Origin of the sequence: Flavobacterium flabelliforme (assembly GCF_017948675.1) — a bacterium.
Lineage (GTDB): Bacteria > Bacteroidota > Bacteroidia > Flavobacteriales > Flavobacteriaceae > Flavobacterium > Flavobacterium pygoscelis.
Genome location: NZ_JAGFBU010000002.1, coordinates 277,979 through 296,248 on the forward strand (window position 1 = coordinate 277,979; position 18,270 = coordinate 296,248).

At 32.6% G+C, this 18,270-nt stretch carries 17 protein-coding genes and 1 pseudogene; 5 read left to right on the forward strand and 13 right to left on the reverse strand.

Annotated features, from left to right (window positions below; all coding sequences use genetic code 11):
- Positions 1-333 precede the first annotated feature (333 nt).
- Positions 334-1,296, reverse strand: a complete 963-nt coding sequence (locus J3S90_RS07540) for a fasciclin domain-containing protein (protein ID WP_210645686.1) — start codon at positions 1,294-1,296, stop codon at positions 334-336.
- A gap of 299 nt (positions 1,297-1,595) precedes the next feature.
- On the opposite strand from J3S90_RS07540, the gene J3S90_RS07545 reads away from it, so the two are divergent.
- On the forward strand, positions 1,596-2,315 hold the full coding sequence (locus tag J3S90_RS07545; RefSeq protein ID WP_210645687.1) for a toxin-antitoxin system YwqK family antitoxin: 720 nt from the start codon (positions 1,596-1,598) through the stop codon (positions 2,313-2,315).
- A gap of 135 nt (positions 2,316-2,450) precedes the next feature.
- Here the strand turns inward: J3S90_RS07545 and J3S90_RS07550 are convergent, their stop codons facing one another.
- The 12 genes and pseudogenes from J3S90_RS07550 to J3S90_RS07605 form a co-directional block, all read right to left on the reverse strand.
- A complete protein-coding gene (locus tag J3S90_RS07550) occupies positions 2,451-3,713 on the reverse strand; it encodes an alginate export family protein (protein WP_210645688.1) in 1,263 nt (420 codons plus the stop codon).
- 6 nt (positions 3,714-3,719) lie between these two features.
- Entirely contained in the window at positions 3,720-4,352 is a 633-nt protein-coding gene (locus J3S90_RS07555; RefSeq protein WP_210645866.1) for an SCO family protein, read from the reverse strand.
- Positions 4,353-4,413: 61 nt separating this feature from the next.
- Complete coding sequence (locus tag J3S90_RS07560; RefSeq protein ID WP_210645689.1) at positions 4,414-5,187, reverse strand: formylglycine-generating enzyme family protein; 774 nt, start codon at positions 5,185-5,187, stop codon at positions 4,414-4,416.
- 21 nt (positions 5,188-5,208) lie between these two features.
- Positions 5,209-5,532, reverse strand: a pseudogene (locus J3S90_RS07565) (c-type cytochrome); the annotation flags it as partial.
- A gap of 90 nt (positions 5,533-5,622) precedes the next feature.
- Positions 5,623-7,113 carry a copper-containing nitrite reductase gene (gene nirK, locus J3S90_RS07570; RefSeq protein ID WP_210645691.1) on the reverse strand — a complete coding sequence of 497 codons (1,491 nt, stop codon included), beginning with the start codon at positions 7,111-7,113 and terminating at the stop codon, positions 5,623-5,625.
- Positions 7,114-7,215: 102 nt separating this feature from the next.
- Positions 7,216-7,461: a cytochrome C oxidase subunit IV family protein gene (locus J3S90_RS07575; protein WP_210645692.1), complete on the reverse strand. Its 246-nt coding sequence runs from the start codon at positions 7,459-7,461 to the stop codon at positions 7,216-7,218.
- A gap of 2 nt (positions 7,462-7,463) precedes the next feature.
- Entirely contained in the window at positions 7,464-8,045 is a 582-nt protein-coding gene (locus tag J3S90_RS07580) for a cytochrome c oxidase subunit 3 (protein ID WP_210645693.1), read from the reverse strand.
- A gap of 13 nt (positions 8,046-8,058) precedes the next feature.
- Positions 8,059-9,024 (reverse strand): DUF438 domain-containing protein, encoded by a 966-nt coding sequence (locus J3S90_RS07585; protein WP_210645694.1) that lies wholly within the window; start codon positions 9,022-9,024, stop codon positions 8,059-8,061.
- 7 nt (positions 9,025-9,031) lie between these two features.
- The gene (locus J3S90_RS07590; protein WP_210645695.1) at positions 9,032-10,807 is read right to left on the reverse strand and encodes a nitric oxide reductase activation protein NorD; all 1,776 of its coding nucleotides are present in this window, start codon (positions 10,805-10,807) and stop codon (positions 9,032-9,034) included.
- Positions 10,808-10,967: 160 nt separating this feature from the next.
- Entirely contained in the window at positions 10,968-11,747 is a 780-nt protein-coding gene (locus J3S90_RS07595; protein WP_210645696.1) for a CbbQ/NirQ/NorQ/GpvN family protein, read from the reverse strand.
- 191 nt (positions 11,748-11,938) lie between these two features.
- The gene (locus J3S90_RS07600; RefSeq protein WP_210645697.1) at positions 11,939-13,285 is read right to left on the reverse strand and encodes a cbb3-type cytochrome c oxidase subunit I; all 1,347 of its coding nucleotides are present in this window, start codon (positions 13,283-13,285) and stop codon (positions 11,939-11,941) included.
- Between the two features lie 17 nt (positions 13,286-13,302).
- Positions 13,303-13,737, reverse strand: a complete 435-nt coding sequence (locus J3S90_RS07605) for a c-type cytochrome (RefSeq protein ID WP_188050216.1) — start codon at positions 13,735-13,737, stop codon at positions 13,303-13,305.
- Positions 13,738-14,034: 297 nt separating this feature from the next.
- Here J3S90_RS07605 and ric point away from each other — a divergent pair, with 297 nt between their 5' ends.
- The 4 genes from ric to J3S90_RS07625 all read left to right on the forward strand — a co-directional run bounded on the left by ric (position 14,035) and on the right by J3S90_RS07625 (position 18,086).
- Positions 14,035-14,766: an iron-sulfur cluster repair di-iron protein gene (gene ric / locus J3S90_RS07610; RefSeq protein ID WP_210645698.1), complete on the forward strand. Its 732-nt coding sequence runs from the start codon at positions 14,035-14,037 to the stop codon at positions 14,764-14,766.
- Between the two features lie 302 nt (positions 14,767-15,068).
- The gene (locus J3S90_RS07615; protein ID WP_210645699.1) at positions 15,069-17,180 is read left to right on the forward strand and encodes a ribonucleoside triphosphate reductase; all 2,112 of its coding nucleotides are present in this window, start codon (positions 15,069-15,071) and stop codon (positions 17,178-17,180) included.
- Between the two features lie 65 nt (positions 17,181-17,245).
- Positions 17,246-17,410, forward strand: a complete 165-nt coding sequence (gene nrdD, locus J3S90_RS07620) for an anaerobic ribonucleoside-triphosphate reductase (protein ID WP_074517139.1) — start codon at positions 17,246-17,248, stop codon at positions 17,408-17,410.
- Positions 17,394-18,086 (forward strand): anaerobic ribonucleoside-triphosphate reductase activating protein, encoded by a 693-nt coding sequence (locus tag J3S90_RS07625; RefSeq protein ID WP_210645700.1) that lies wholly within the window; start codon positions 17,394-17,396, stop codon positions 18,084-18,086. Before nrdD ends, J3S90_RS07625 begins: the two co-directional genes overlap by 17 nt.
- Positions 18,087-18,270 lie beyond the last annotated feature (184 nt).

Genomic DNA, 18,270 nt, shown 5'->3' on the forward strand with positions numbered 1-18,270 from the left:
ATAAAAAAAATAAGTAACAGTGAAGGAGTTTTTTTATTGAGAAGACTTGTTTGTTTTAAATTTGACTAAAATTGTTATAAAGTATTTTCTAATTCAAATAGCTTTGAATTGTGAATAGATTGTCATTGTGTATTCAAAGATAATAGAGATTGATCAGTAAGACAGTATGTATTTGTAGTAGTGCTTTAAATAATTATAATGGTTCTATAAATAAGCAATTCGGTTATAAATTATAATTTTTAAATGAAAAAAGGATCTTAAACGTTAAGTTTAAGATCCTTTTTTTTGTGTGTAATTTATTGTGTTTAAGAAATAATAACTTCTCTTATTTAATTATAGAACTGGTAATAATACTTTGTCAATAGCATGTATAACACCGTTAGAGCACTGTACATCAGTTATTATAATTGTAGAAATTCTATTGTTTGCGTCTTTAATTTTTGCACCACTAGCTAATTGAATTGTGAATTTTTGTGCTGGTGTTAGAATTGGAGTTACCATTTGACCTTCTGTTAATGTTGCTGCTAAAACATTTCCGCTTACAACGTGGTATTGCAATACTTTTGTAAGATCAGCTGCAGAAACACTTTGTATTCCTCCTGGCGCTAACTCTGCGTTTAAAGCTGTAAAAGCTGCGTTAGTAGGTGCAAATACAGTAAATGGTCCTGCTCCTGATAAAGTAGCAACAAAATCTGGTTGTCCTGCTCCTGTAAGTGCGCCAACAAGTGAGGTGAAGTTTTTATTCGCTAATGCGTGAGTAACTACTGTAGGAAGTCCAATAACAGCATCTACAACATGTATAACGCCATTAGAAGCTATTATGTCTGCAGTTGTTACATTAGAAACACCATTCAGTTTTACTCCTGAACTAAGATCAACATACATACTTAAATTATTTGTTGTTGAAGCATTTCCTTTTGCTAATGTTTTGATATAGCCAGTAGTTAATGCATTTGACTTTACTGCTCCGCTAACTACGTGGTTTAATAAGATTTGTGTAAGTGCCTCTTTTGGTACATCATTTATAGTTGCGTAGGGAGTTGTTTTTAAAAATGCTGTAAATGCTGCGTCAGTTGGTGCAAAAACAGTAAAAGGACCCGCACCTTTAAGTGTTGTAGCTAAATCAGCTTTTGTTAATGCTTGTACTAAAATTTTTAAATTTGGGTTTTGAACCGCTATTCCTGTTATAGTATTGTCTACAGGCATAGGAGTTGGATCATCGCTATTGTCACAAGAGACAAAAGCTACAGCAAATAACAGTAGTGCGAATGCTTTAAATTTACTTAAATTTTTCATGTTGTTTGTTTTTTGTTTAATAAAATTTAATAAAATGCGTTTATTTTGTTTATAAAATTATAAAAAACTTTAAACAAAAAATATACTTTATGATTTCTTTTGCTTTTGTTTAAGTACTGTTATTTAGCTATTTAGTTGTTATTTCATCATGAATTCTAATAAAATGCTATTTTTTTGTTTTGCATATATTAAAAAAAGTTAAACATAAAAAGTATTTTTCATTTAATATTTCTCTTTTTTTAAGATTTAGCTTTATCTAGTAAAAAGTAGTTAAATTTGTCTAATAACATAAATATAATATGAAAAGTAAAAAAGTATACTTTGTATATCTGTTTATAACTATGATGCTATTCAATTATAGTGTTTACGCCCAGGTAACAGATTATAATAAATTAGATGAAAAAGGATTGAAACATGGTTTATGGAAAGGTAAATACGATGAGTCTAAGCGCCCCAGATATGAGGGTACTTTTGATCACGGAAAAGAAATAGGTGTTTTTAATTTTTTTGATGATACAAAGAAAGGTTCTTTAATAGCAACTCGAGAATTTAACTCAAAAGACAATGTTGCTTATACTATTTTCTATGATCAAAAAAATAATAAAGTTAGTGAAGGAAAGGTAGTCAATAAACTTTTTGAAGGCGAATGGAAATATTACCATTTAAATTCAAATTTAATAATGACAACTGAAAACTACAGTAAAGGCAAACTAGAAGGTGTTCGTACCGTATATTATATCAGTGGTAAGGTTGCGGAGGAAATTGTTTATAAAAATAATTTAAAAAATGGTTTTTATAAAAAATATACTGAAAAAGGAACTCTTTTAGAAGAATCAAACTATAAAAATAATGTATATAATGGTATCGCTACTTTTAGAGATGCTAATGGAGATATCGCTTCTACAGGTAAATTTGTTAATGGTAAGAAAGAGGGTATGTGGCAGTTTTTTGAAAAAGGTAAATTGGTAAAAGAAACAAATATGAGCTTTGCTGAGCCTGCTGTAAAAATTAAAAAGTAATTTTTTATACAATATAACTCTTTTTAATTACTGTGTAAGCAGTCTTTCTGTAGTAACGGTAACTCTAAAATAGTCAATATAAAAACGGCATTCCATAAAAGGGAATGCCGTTTTTTTTGAATTAATAAAGAAGTATTATTTTAAAGTAAAAATTCTGGGACTAAACGAAACCATTACCCAAACCCAATTGTTTGTCTGTGCTGCATTTGTTACATTTTTTACTCTTTCTAAGGTTGATGAACCGAACATTTGAGAATATCCTGCCGAAGCAACTATATCTTTCTGAACGGTATATGTGGTGGTAAAATCAATTTCTGTTCCCAAATAAGTATTCATTTTTGAACCATCAGTATCTAAAACGACACTTGGAGCATTAAAATAATGAGGGATTAGCGCAAATTGCCATTTATTCGAAGTATAATTTAGTTTTAAATAAGTGTCATTTAATCCAACATTGTTTTGGTGATTTCCTACATAAAAATAGTCCATAAAGCCGTTAAATGCATGGTTTGTTCCAAAAATTGGAGTAAATGATTTATTGTTTAAACTGCTATCATCTTGATCTTTACCGGAAAGGAATTCATGTCCTAAGCCCGCTTTAAATTGTTCTGTAAAAGCATAACCAACATAAGCTCCTGCATACAAAGCATTTACTTTTTTAGTAGCAGTTTTACCCGATTGACCATAAATCCCTAAATTAGTATCCCATTTTTTTTCTTTGAACGTTAAATAGGTTCCAAAGGTTTGTTTGTAATCAACAGCTAAATCTGTTGGTGTTTTTTGAAACTGATAACCTGTGTTCAAAAACAATAAGCTCATACCAATTTTGTTGAGTTGCGTGTGATACCAAGCATACTGCATCGTTTTGTAATTTGTAGTATATGGTGTTTTAGGTTCAAGTAGGTTTTCTGCATTAGCATTTAGTGCCACACCCAAATCCAATTGATTGTTTTTAGGATGAAAAGATATTAAGGCAGCATCATGACTTTGTCCTTGTTGAGACCAATCAATTTCTCCAAAAATGCGTTGGTTATCGTAAGCAATAACCTGACGACCAATGCGTGTTGACCATTCTGAACTTAAATCATATTGTGCCCAGGCTTCAAAAACTGAAATTGCATTTTTGTCAGCTGCTGTTGTAGTAGCAACATCTCCCCAAGTACGTACGTTTTGAATAGTTAATTTAGTTTTTAATCTTTCTTGACTGAAATTAAAATTAATACGGGAACGTTGAGATACAAATGATGTGGCATTTTCTCCGTTCGGCATTAGGTTTTTATAGCCATTTCTATATTCAAAACGAGGTCTTAATTGTAAATTGGCATCAAATTCTTGGGCGTAAGTAGCTGCGCTTATCATTGTTAAAAATGATAAACTGATTATTTTGAATGATTTCATTGTGAGTTAGTTTAGCTTTTCAGCTTCTTCTGTAATTTTGTTTATGGTTTGATCTGAATTCACTCCCAGGCCTTCTTGCTGGTAAGCTAATTCTCCATCTGCGTTGAAAACACTAATAATATTTGAATGCGAAAAATCTACAGGAGCAATTTTTTTGTAATTTACAGCTAAAACTGCTGCAAATTCTCTTGTGTTTTCTTCTGTAGAGCGTAAGAAAACCCATTGATCTCCATCCATTTTGTTTTCAATAGCAAATGATTTTAGTCTTTTAGGAGTATCAACCGTTGGATCAATGCTCACTAATACAAATTGTACATTTTCTTTTATTTTTTGAGGAATTCTTTGCTCAATATTTCTCATATCTGCAACAAGTCTAGGACAAGCAGCTTTACAAGAAGTATAAATCATAACCATGACTAATACTTTGCCTTTCATATCTTTCATCTCCATGTTCTTCCCATCTTGATTGGTCCATTGAGAAGGAAGGTTGTATATGGATAAATCGGATATTGGCTTTTCGTTTGCTTGGGCAGTTTCCTTTTTATTATTACAAGATTGTAACGATAGTAAAAGTAAAGCAAATACAAGAAAAAGAAAATTTGTATATCGCAAACTAGATTTTAGGTTTGTTTTTTTCATTGCTAAAAAAGTGGAGTAATAGCTATTTGGTTTCATTTTTTTTGATTTTTAGTTTTATGAGCTATTTTTTATCTTTAGCGCATCGAAATCCTAAATTTTTGGTTGTATATTTTGCTTTTAGACTTCCTCTAAAGGCGTATCGCATAAAAGCAGCATAATTCATTAAATCGGTTGCATTTACCGAAGCGCTTCCGCAAAATAAATTTTTATCAGAGTCTTTGTCTTTTCGGGATTCTCCAGAAAGGAAAATACTATTGAAATCAGAAGTCCATTCCCAGACTAATCCATGCATATCATAAACACCCCAATAGTTTTTGAATGTTTTTCCTACAGGATTAGCATAAGTATTTGGCTTCTCATACCATGACATGATGTATTTGTTAAAGCTCTCTTTTGTGCGTGCATCGATTCGTTTTTCATCTGCCATTGCAACGTATTCCCATTCATCCATAGTGGGCAATCTTTTTCCTTGGCATTCGCAGTATTTTTTGGCTGCAAACCAAGAAATATTTGTTACAGGTGCATTGCTTAAATTGTTTTTTCCGTAACTAAAATCACTTTCCCACTGCGATAGATAACTTTTATCAGCAAAAATTCCTTTAATCTTTGAACGTGAATTTTCTGGATATTTTTTTAAAAACAGTAAATACTGAGCATTAGTTACTGGATATACATCAATGTAAAAACTTTTTACTTCTACTGGTTCTTTACTGCTGGCACCATAGAGGGGAACGAATGTTCCCCTTTCTACAGCAACCATTTTAGCTTCTTGAGCCCATAGCGATGTTGCTATCAGTAATAGAAATAATGACAAAACTATTTTCTTTTTCAACATGGCTATTTTTTTTACTATTTATTAATTTCTTTGTGCTTTTACCATTGCTGGTGTTACAACAGTTTTGTTATTTCCCCAACTAGCGTAAACGTAAGTCATTGCATCTGCAATTTGTTGATCGCTTAATGCTTGAGCAGGCATTTCGGCATTAAATTTTTTGCCATTTACTGTAATAGGTCCTTTCAGTCCTTTTACAACTCCTTTGATTGCTCTATTAGTATCTTTATTCAAATAATCTGACTTCGCCAATGGAGGGAAAGCTCCAGGAATTCCTAAACCTGTAGCTTGGTGACAAGCTACACAAACTTGATTATAGACTTTTTTTCCTTTATCGGCACTTTGGCTGTATCCTTGAAAAGCCATTGCCATCATTGCAATTGTAAAAATATACTTTTTCATTTTGTAATTATTTATTGTTATTAATTGTATTATTTATTATTCGTGAATATCTTTTGCTTTTGGTGCAGGTTTTGCTCTTAGCGCTTTTACTTTAGCTGGAGTTACTACTGTTTTATTATTTCCCCAACTGTTGTACACGTAAGTCAACACATCTGCAACTTCATCATCAGTAAGGTTTTGACTTGTCATAACATTATTGAATTTTTTACCATTTACAGTAACTTCTCCACTTAATCCGTGTAATACTGCATTTACTGCTCGGTCAGTATTAGCATTTAAGAAATCGGACTTAGCTAAAGGAGGGAAAGCATTGGGTACACCTTGTCCTTCTGATTGGTGGCAAGCAAAACAAGTTCTTCCGTACAATTCTCTACCTGAAGCAATTTGCTGATCAACTGTTTTTACTACAACTGCTTTTGATGCACCGTTTTCTTTAGGCATATTTTGAATTGTTCCTCCTTCTGGAAGATAAATTCCTTCTTGGATGGTACCAGAATATACTTTTTTGTTCTCATCTCCTTCAACTTTCAACATTCCTAAAGCTCCTTTATTAAATGCTCTAAAAATAGAGTGATCTACAAGAATGAATGTTCCAGGAACATCTACTTTAAACTCAACTATTGCAGCACCACCAGCTGGAATTAAGGTAGTTTGAACATTTTTGTTGATTAAATCTCCACCTTCTACATGCACTCTGTCAAATATTTCTCCAATAGCATGAAAAGACGAAACTAAGTTAGGACCACCATTACCCATAAAGATACGAACTGTTTCTCCTTTTTTAGCTGTTAATGATTTATCACCAGTTAAAGCTCCAACTTTTCCATTAAACACAACATAATCAGGTTGTTCTTTGATGGCTTTATTCATATCAAATGGTTGATTTCCTGGTTCTCCATAAGCACCTTTGGTATAGAAATCACCTTGCATGATGTAGTATTCTTTATCAACTGGAGGCAAACCACCTTCTGGTTCAACTAAAATTAAACCGTACATTCCGTTGGCAATGTGCATTCCTACTGGAGCAGTTGCGCAATGGTACACATACAAACCAGGATTTAATGTTTTAAAACTAAAAACTTTTTCATGTCCTGGTGCAACAAGTGAAGAAGTAGCTCCTCCTCCTGGACCTGTAACTGCATGTAAATCGATGTTGTGAGGCATTTTATTATCAGGGTGGTTTTTTAGATGAAATTCTACTTCATCACCCACACGAGTTCTAATAAAGCTTCCAGGAACTGAACCTCCAAATGTCCAATAGGTATATTTTACACCATCAACCATTTCTCCTTCTTGTTCCTTAATTTCCATATTAACAATTAGTTTCATCGCAGCGCGATCACCAACTGGTTTAGGTACAAAGGGTGGAGCAGTAAGTTCTGCAGTTTTTTGTCCATCTACTTTTATGCTTTCATAATACTTAGCATCTTTCTCTTGATTTTTAGAGCAAGAGAAAAGCCCGAAAGCAAGAAATAATGCTATAACAATTAGCTTGCTTTTTTCAGTTAATTTGAATTGAGTTTTCATAATAATTAGGTTTGTATTTATCTTGATTTATAGTGTAAAAGTAGAAGATGTTTTCGTCCTTTATCATGATATTTGTCATATTTTCATCCTTTTTTTTACTTCTTAATTTGAAATAAAAACAACCGAAAGGACAATTAAAAATAATACAAAAATTAAACTCACTTTCCAGAATAAATTGGCTTTTTTTAATTCCATAAATTCAAAGGAAACCAACATGAATTTTAATGCTGATAATCCCATAATCAGACCAATAGCTAATGACTTTATAGCAACAAAATTTGATATTACAGCGGTACTAATTGTCAGTAAAATTAATAATCCGTAGTTAAATAATAGTGTTTTTTTCATGATTAAAAAATTAAATAAAGAACTGGGAATAATAAAAGCCAAATCAAATCGCACATGTGCCAGAAAGCAGCACAAGCTTCAACGTCTACCACTTCTGTATCAGAGTTCTTTTTCATCATTCCGTTATTCGTCCAGATCAAAATTACTAATCCCATAATTACATGAATGAGATGAAATCCTGTTAACAGCCAATAAAAGGCAAAAAAAGTATTGGTTTCTAGCGTAATTCCAGAATCAATTTTATGATAATATTCTACACTTTTAAGAATTAGAAATAGCAATCCACCAAGCATTGTTAACTTAAAATAAAAGGATGATTTTTTTACGTTTTTTGCTTTAAATTCAACTACGGCATTGGCCATAAAAAAACCACTTGTCAGCAAAAAAACAGTGTTAATAGCACCAAAAGTGCTGTTTAATTGCAGGCGAGATTGATGAAAAATTTCTGGTTCTTCACTGCCGTACATTGCAAAAACAACAAGAGCCATCCCGAAAGTGATGAGCTCTAGAAATATTATAATCCACATCAAAATTCCTCCTGGTGGAAAATATAAATTTTTATAATTGATTTTAAGTGTTTCCATTTTTGTTATTGCTTTATTCCCAGTCTAGTAATCGTTTTTCTCCCTCAATCTTTTTAATATCAGTAATATCTTGAGACATTTCAATCACGCCTTTGTAGTTTTTATCAGCGTCTCTTACTGCGAAATAGCGAATGTAAATCAGTCTTTCTTTAAAATTAATCCAAAAGGAAGATTCGCTTTTAGTTCCTTTTCTAAACTCATCCAAAATTTTTAATACAGTATCTACGCTTTTTGGTGGATGACAAAATTTTACTTCTCGACCTATAATTCCTGCACTTCTAGGGAAAACACGTTCTTCACCGCGGTTATAGAATATTACTTTGTCATTTTCATCTACATAAGTAAGATCTAAGGGTAGCGTTCTAAAAAGTAGATTGACTTGCTCTACTGTCATATAACCTTCATCATAATGAGAAGTATTTTCAAGAGAAAAAGGCATTTCCCTTTGTGTAAAATCTTCGCTAGGATGAATGTATTTCTGACTAGGATAGGCGGCAGGATTTTTGGATAGCATCCAACCAATTTCCTCTTCACCAGCACGCATTTTTATCCAATCTTTTTCCTCTAATAAATCAAGTGCATTAGGAAATAAAACGGTTTCTTCGACATTCAATAATCGGTAAATGCCATCTACTAAAAACGGAGTATTGGTATTAATTTTTTCTGGATTATTGGTTTTAAGGTAATATCGAATCAAACGGAACTGTTCTCTTAGATTATCATGAAAAGACCACATACCTTGCGAAGGTCCGTTCCATCCTCTTTTTTCTAAAAATGGAAAGAGCTGATTTTCTTTTCTTGCAAATCGTTTTTCGATGGTATATAATTGATTGAATATGTTAGTATATTTCTGTAGTTCTTCTGCTGGATTCGTTGCAGTTAATTCTTCTAAAAGAGTATGAATAATGTCATTTTCTTGAAAATATACTCGAATGGGATGACCTTCAGGAAGGGTTTTAGTGGGGCAAGTATCGTTCATAATATAATTATTTTTGATGTTTAATTTTTTCGTACAACTTCACTAGAGATTGTAAAAGCTCTACGGGAGTTGTTAATATTTGGTAATGATTTTGCCCAAACATTTGAGGTAAATAATATTTGGCTTGGGCTTCTATGGCCAAAGCATAGGAATTAATATTTCTTTGATTTAATTCTCTAAGCGCTTGTTTGACATCATTGATACCATATTTTCCTTCGTATTTATCGTAATCATTGGGTTTACCATCAGAAATTAAGATGACCCATTTATTTTTGGTATTTCTAGTGTCCAATCTAGCACCTGCATGTCGTAGTGCAGCACCTATTCTGGTATAACCACTTGGTTCTACCGCTCCAATTTTATTTTTAGCAACATTCCAATTTTCATCAAAATCTTTAACGGTTAAGTAAGTAGAGAAGTTTCTGGTTTTCGAGTAAAAGCTATCAATTGAAAAATCGATATTAAATTCATTTAGAATTTCTCCAAAGAGAATAGAAACTTCTTTTTCTACATCGATCACACGATTCCCAGCAGCATATCCGTCACTAGATAAACTGATATCTAAAAGAATCAAAATAGACAAATCTTTGTCTTTTTTTCGGTTTGAAATATACACGTTTTCGGATGGAGTTCTTTTTGAATGTACATCAACATATAAATCTGTAATGGCATCAATATCAAATTCATCTCCTTGTAATTGACGTTTTTGCTGTTGCATGCGGTTGTTTACATTAGACAACATTTTGCGTAAACCTATTAAGGTAGAAGCGTTTTTTGAAATCGTTTTTTTGTAATAATCATTGTCTGTTTTCTGCTGTGATTTAGGATACACTTTGCAGAAATTTTCTTTGTAAATGCGTTTGCTAAAATCCCATTCGCTGTACGTAAGGTGAAATCCTTTTGCATCAATTTCGGCACTTTCAGAGATAGAAGTATTCTCCACAAAATCCGATTGATATACAGAATGCGCTGTATCATCAACTCGTACAGTATATTTCATATTTAATTCTTCCAGTGCTTCTTGATGGTCTTCTAATTCGTCAGAACCATCAAAATCACGCCAAGTTCCGTTGAATTCTTCAGCTGTTTCTGCTTTTTCAAAATTGTGAAGTAATACATAATCTTCTTGTTGCTTTTTATCAAGTTCAACGGTAATTACTTCCTCGACTGCTTTGGATTTTAAAGTTGTTAGTGGTTTATTATCATTTCCTTTTTTGGTCAGATCTGAGAAATTCTGAAGGATGTTATCTGATTTTGATTCGTTATCATTTTGCATCCATTTTCCATAAATCCAAGAAAAATCAGCAGCTGTCTTTTGAGTTGCTTTTGCTGAGAAATGCTGAATTAATTGGTTATGAAACTTTTTATCAATAGAGAATTCATCAAATAAAATGGCTAATATGACCTCTGAAGATTCTAACGCTTTTTTTTGTGAAAGTTCTAAAGTGGGCTCTTTTTCTTCTGAATTCCAATTCAAGTTCCAACGTTGTTGGATACTTAAATATAAAACACGGAATAAATAGAAAGTAAGGTTGTCTTCTTTTGTAGGCAATTCTGCAAAGGAAATGGGTAAGAAGAAATTATTATTTTTATAGCCTCCTTCGCGTTCTGCGGGAAAGATTTCAATTGGATTTCCTGTCAGCGCTCTAGCTAAAATTGTCAATCTTGGCTTGATCGCATGCAGCGTAACTGTTCTAGCAAGAATTTCGGGACTTATTTTTTTAGTTTTCTTTAAGTGTTTAAAGAATTTCCCAACTATATATTCGTCTAATTCGAATCCCATTTTTTAAGTATTCAGTGTTGCGTATTCCTTTTTGTAACACAGTGAACTTTTTTGCTAATAAGGCTCAAAGACACTATGTTTTTTACGAAGTATTTATTAAAAAAAAAGTAACCAATTCAGCATTCATATAACTACTAAAAACGGTTAATTTTCCTTAGATTTATATCATTAGATCGCATAAATCCTTCAATGCTTGAACCGTTTGTAAATCGTCTGATAAAGGTTCTACAATGGCAACATGAACCGATAAACGTTTAGGAAGACCACTGTGAATTATTTTTGCAGCATCTATTAAAAGTCTTGTAGAAACAGTTTCGGTAAGACCTAATTCAGTTAGATTTCTGATTTTATTTCCAATGGAAACTAATTTTTTAGCAATTTCAGGTTCAACTTGAGTTTCTTTGATCAAGATTTCAATTTCAATTTTCGGTTCTGGATAATCAAAGGAAACTGCAATAAATCGCTGACGTGTAGAAGGTTTTAATTCTTTAAAACCGCGCTGATAACCAGGGTTAAAAGAGGCTACAAGCATAAAGTTTTCATGAGCCTTAACGGTTTCTCCTAATTTGTCTATAAACAATTCTCTTCTATGATCGGTTAATGAGTGAATAGCCACGATGACATCAGGTCGTGCTTCCGCAACCTCATCGAGATAAATGATAGCTCCTTCTTTTACGGCAGTAGTTAATGGACCATCAATCCAAACGGTTTCTGCTCCTTTGATGATAAATCGCCCAATTAAATCAGTAGAAGAAGTTTCCTCATGACAGCTTATTGTGATAATCTTCTTTTTTAATTGATAAGCCATAAATTCAACAAAGCGTGATTTTCCTGTACCAGTAGGTCCTTTTAATAAAAAAGGAATTTTATTTTGGTATGCATGGTTAAAGACATCTATTTCTTTACCAACGGCGTGATAATAAGGTGTGTTTTCTAACATTTTGTTTTAGTTTTTAAAAAAAAACCAGAACACAATAACAATTGTTTTTTCTGAAATGCAATTCTAAAAAACGGGAGTTAAAGCATTCTGGAAATTTTTGTTCAACAGACATTGTTTAAAATAACCTCAGGTATTTTTCCGGTAAGTTATTTTTTTAATGTTTGTAATATTTTGAATTTAATAATAGCTTATTATAGATTTTGATTATCTGCTTCTAAAGCTTCATCTGTTGGTCTTCCGTATTTAACGAAATCATAGATGAATAAGCCAATTCCGGTAGTAAACATAGTGGCACATATAAGCAATACAACAAAGTGAATACTGATTTCATTTTGTACGTCCATGAAGTCCATTTTCATTTTACGTTCCATATATACTTGTACAACACCTGCAACACCAAATGCGACTGTCATTCCTAACATTCCAACATTTGCTAACCAAAACGCAGCCATTCCTTGAGCGCTTTCATAGCGTTTACGACCTGTTAAATTGGGCAGTGCGTAACTTATAATTGCTAAAACAATCATTGCATAAGCTCCCCAAAAAGCATAATGACCGTGCATTGCAGTAACTAATGTACCGTGTGTGTATAAGTTAGTTTGTGGTAAAGTATGAGCAAAACCTAATAAACCTGCACCTACAAAGGAAACGATAGCAGAACCAATAGTCCAGAATAATGCAATTTTGTTGGGATGACTTTTTTCACCTTTTCGGTACATGTTTACAGCAAATAATGCCATGGCTAAGAAAGCTAAAGGTTCTAATGCTGAGAAAATTCCACCAACAACCAACCATATTTTATTTACACCGATGTAGTAGTAGTGGTGACCAGTTCCTAGAACTCCAGAAAGGAAAGTAAGACCAACGATTACATACAACCATTTTTCAATAACTTCTCTGTCAACCCCAGTTAATTTGATTAATAAGAACGAAAGAATACCTCCCATAATTAATTCCCAAACTCCTTCAACCCACAAGTGAACTACCCACCAACGGAAGAATGAATCCATCACTTGGCTATCAAACCAGATCATTCCCGGAATGTAAAGTAAAGCTGCAAAAAACAAGCCCATCGTTAGGATCAATGCCGTCGTTGTCTGACGTTTTCCCTTAAACAATGTTCCAAGAATTAAACCTAAGAAAAGTAAAACATTAACTACAACTAAGTAATCTAATTCTCTTGGAATCTCAAGAAATTTTCTTCCTTCCCAATGGTTAAAGTGAAAGCCAACAATGGCTACTACACCTACAATAGCTAAGGATATTAATTGTACATATGCCCATTTAACGCTGATTAATTCGGTTTGGGCTTCTTCAGGAATAATGTAGTAAGCAGCTCCCATAAATCCGGTTAATAACCAAACTACTAGTAAATTAGTGTGTACAGCTCTTGCTGTGTTAAAAGGAATGATTTCGTGTAAACCCTGTATTCCTATACGATCAAAACCCATAATGAATCCGTAGACAATCTGGAGCGAGAACAAAAGCATGCACAAGGCAAAAAACCAGTAAGCTACTTTTTGTGATTTATATTTCATTTTTAAGTATTTTTAAATTATTCTTCATCTTTTGCTAATGGCGATACGATTCTATCAAAACCATTCAAATCTATTTTACCAATCCATTCAAAGTAAGCTACCATTGCATTGGCATCTGCTTCACTCATTTTATAAGCGACCATTTTTCTTCCTTTTGGACCCCAAGGTACTGGCGACATTAAAACGGCTTTAACATAACCTTCGCCGCGACGTTCCAGGACTTTAGTCAATTCTGGTGCATAATAACCACCTTCACCCATAATACTATGGCAACCCATGCAATTGTTGTGTTCCCAAATTTCTTTTCCTCTTACTACTTCTTTTGTTATCTTCTTGTAGTTGGTTTGATCGTTTCGGGGCATGAACGAATAAATAGTCAATCCTATAAAGATTAAAAAGGTGACTAATGTTCCTCCCAAAAAAAATGCTCTTGCTTGTGATTTTGAAAGCATAATTATCAGTTTTTGTTAGTTAATAAAAATTGTTTTTATATAAAGGACAAAAATGTCTTTTATTTATATAGTGCAAATTAATGTCATAAAATATTTTTAAAACATGATAAAAATCATTTTTTTTAATTTTATTGAATAAAATATTTATTTATAAAATAATAAAAAATACAATTCGTAATACATTGATAGCTATATTTTTATAAACTAAAATAGTTTATAATTTTAAACAGGATAAATTTGTCCTTTATTTAAAATAATACTAAATTTGTGTAAACATTTGAACATAAAAATATAAATATGGAAACTTTAGAAAAAATAACAATCGGAGAATATGTAGCAAAAGATTTTAGAACTGCAGCAGTTTTTTCAAAATACGGAATAGATTTTTGTTGTAAAGGAAACAGAACTATAGAAGAAGCTTGTGATAAAAAAAATATTGACACAGAGGTAATACAAGAAGAGTTAGAAGCAGTTTTAACAACTAAAAATGATAGCGGAATCGATTTTAAATCATGGCCGTTAGACTTATTAGCAGATTATATAGAGAAAACACATCACCGTTACGTAGAAGAGAAAACACAAATTTTACTTCCTTTTCTAGATAAACTTTGTAAAGTACATGGAGCTGCTCATCCAGAATTATTCGAAATAAACGAGCTTTTCAAAGGATGTGCCGGCGAATTAGCACAACACATGAAAAAAGAGGAATTGATGCTATTTCCTTTTATTAAAAAAATGGCTAAAGCTAGTCTGACAGACGAAACTATTGCAGCACCTCATTTTGGAACAGTCAAAAATCCAATTGCAATGATGATGGCAGAACATGAAGCAGAAGGAGATCGTTTTGTAAAAATTGCGGAACTAACTAATAATTATACACCACCAGCTGACGGATGCAGTACATACAAAGTAACTTTTGCAATGCTGTCAGATTTCGAACAGGATTTACACAAACACATTCATTTAGAAAACAATATTTTATTCCCAGCAGCAGCACTTTTAGAACAAAAATTTGCAGCTCAAGAATAAATAATTAAGTGCGAAGAAACGAAACTAAAAATTAAATTCAGCTACTTGAATAAACTAATGTAGCGAGTCTTTGAAGTACTTCTAAGCCACATAGAAACATAGATAAATAATAATTAAGGCCAAATTAGCAATGATTTCCTTATAAGAGTGGAGATTTCTACTCAATATAAGAGCCTTTTTTATTTTTAAATTCTTATGATTCTATGTGGTTTTTTTTAACTGAAATAATAAAAAAACCTTTGCAAATTAGTGTCTTAGAGGAAAAATGAACTAAGAAATAACCAAAAAAAATAACCAATGCTATGGAAAAATATGTTATCAAACGAAATGGCGAATACAAGCCTTTTGAACCTTTTAAAATAAAAGACGCTATTGACAAAAGTTTTAATAGTGTTTCCGTAGCAGTTGATGAGACCATTTTTGAAGAGTTACTTTTGGAATTAGCCTCTAAGGAAACTTGGTCTGTAGAGGAAATTCAAGATTTAATCGAGAAAAAACTTTTTTCAAAGAAATATTTTGATGTCATGCGTTCCTTTATGTTGTTTCGGCACACCCGAAAATTACAACGCGAGCATGTAGCTGGTTTAAATGAAGACACAACTTATGTAGATAGTACGCAAACTATTGAGGAATATATCGAACAAACGGATTGGAGAATTAATGCTAATGCGAACACATCCTATTCTAATGCGGGTTTAGTAAATAATGTAGCGGGAAAAATTATTGCTAATTATTGGCTCGATAAAGTATATACTAAAGAAGAGGGATATGCACACCGAAATGGAGATATTCACATTCATGATTTAGATTGTTTAACGGGTTATTGTGCCGGTTGGAGTTTGCGAGTTTTACTCAACGAAGGATTTAATGGGGTTCGCGGACGAGTAGAAAGCAAAGCACCTTCGCATTTTAGAGAAGCATTAGGTCAAATGGCCAATTTTCTTGGAATTTTGCAAAGCGAATGGGCAGGAGCGCAAGCTTTTAGTTCGTTTGATACCTATTTAGCGCCTTATGTTTTCAAGGATAATCTCGATTTTGATGAGGTTTTAAAAGCCGTTCGAAGCTTTGTTTACAACCTTAATGTTCCGGCACGTTGGGGACAATCTCCTTTCACAAATATCACTTTAGATTGGGTAGTGCCAGAAGATTTAAAAACACAGATACCAACCAAATATGATTTGCATTTTTTTGAAAAAAATACGAATGAAAATGTTTTGGCTAGAGCCAAAGAACGCGGTGTTACAAAACTAACCGATTTGCGCTACGAGCATTTTCAGAAAGAAATGAATCTTATAAATAAAGCATATTACACCGTAATGACGGAGGGCGATGCCAACGGACAACCTTTTACATTCCCAATTCCAACCGTAAATATTACCGAAGAATTTGATTGGGAAGGAGAAAATACCGATTTGCTTTTTGAAAATACCGCTAAAATAGGTTCTTCTTATTTTCAAAATTTTATTGGAAGTCAATACAACATAGACGAAAATGGCAATAAAGTCGAAAATCCAAATGCCTATAAACCCAATGCAGTACGCAGTATGTGTTGCCGTTTGCAATTGGATTTACGGGAATTATTAAAACGAGGAAACGGACTTTTTGGAAGTGCCGAAATGACGGGAAGCATTGGTGTAGTTACCATTAATATGGCTCGTTTGGGTTATTTATTCAAAGGAAATAAAGCGGAGTTATACCAACATTTAGATCGATTATTATATATATCAAAATCTACTTTAGAGAAAAAAAGAATGTTCATTCAGGAAATGTATGATCGTGGTTTGTATCCGTATACTAAACGTTATTTACAACATTTTAGAAATCACTTTTCGACCATTGGTGTCAACGGAATGAACGAAATGATATTAAATTTCACTCAGAATACGGATACAATTACTTCTAGTAGCGGAATTGAATTTGCTGCTGAAATTTTAGAGCATATCAGAAATAGAATGAAGGAATTTCAAGAAGAAACAGGAAATCTTTATAATCTAGAAGCCACACCTGCCGAAGGAACAACTTATCGCTTTGCCAAAGAAGATAAAAAACGTTTTCCAGATATTTATCAGGCAGGACAGGAAGAAAATATTTATTACACCAACAGTTCTCAGATTCCTGTAAATTATACCGAAGATCCATTTGAAGCTTTGTTTTTACAAGATGAGTTACAATGCAAATATACCGGAGGAACGGTATTGCACTTATATATGAGCGAAAGAATCAGCTCGCCAGATGCTTGCAAGCAGTTTGTCAAGAAAGTAATATCCAGTTTTAAACTGCCTTATATTACGGTGACGCCAGTCTTTAGTGTCTGTCCAGTGCACGGGTATTTAACTGGAGAACACGAATATTGTCCATCCTGTGATGCAGTACTTATAGAAAAAGAGCTGTTAGATGTAAAAATGTCTGTTTAAAAAAGTATTGTCATCCGAGAGAGACTAAAATTTTAAATTAACCCAATAACTTTAAATAACAAATTATGAAAACAAGTACAAACCCAATTTTAGAAGAAAAGCAACACCTAAGAACAAAATGTTTAGTGTACACCCGCGTAATGGGCTATCACAGACCTGTAGAAAGTTTTAATATTGGAAAAAAAGGAGAACACAAACAACGAACTCATTTCAATGAAGGAAAATGTTAGTACTCCTATTTATAGCATAACTCCTTTTACGCTATTAGATTATGCGCATAAATCAGCCTGTATTCTTTGGTTTACAGGTTGTAATATGCGTTGTCTTTATTGTTATAATCCTGAAATTGTATTAGGAAAAGGTACAATATCTCTCGAGAAAGCACTTGCTTTTCTGAGTTCTCGTAAAAACTTGTTAGATGCTGTAGTTTTTAGTGGAGGCGAATGCTTGTTGCATAAAAGTAGTATAAAGCTTATCGCTGAAGTTAAAAAAATGGGCTTTCTGGTAAAAATAGATACTAATGGATCAAAACCAGCTGTTTTACAAGAATTGCTAAAAAACCAATTGATCGATTATGTTGCACTTGATTTTAAAGCAATGCCAGCACATTTTGAAAAGATAACACAATCTGATTTGTTTAATCCTTTTGAAAAATCATTGCGTTTATTGATTGCAAGCGGACTAACTTTTGAAGTTCGAACGACAGTGCATTCTGATTTGATCAACGAAAATCAAATGAAACAAATGGTTACCTATCTTGAAAAACAAAATTATAAAGGCAATTATTATATTCAACATTTTATGAATGGTGCGAATACATTACAGGAGTTAGGATATTCTAATAAAGAAATTGAAAAGGTAAATCTTTCAACTGCAAATATTAAAGTGCAGTTTAGAGGGAAATAAGATGAAAATGTCTTTTTGAAAGCGTATCTTTGAAATTGTAATAAAATTTATGTGAGCCATCATTTACTGATAATTATCGACCCAAACTTACAAATGATCACAACAGGTTACTGAACATGGTTTTTCACATACGATCAGCTGCCAGAATTAGTATAAAAGTACTTTAATTTTGGTTTTTTTTATT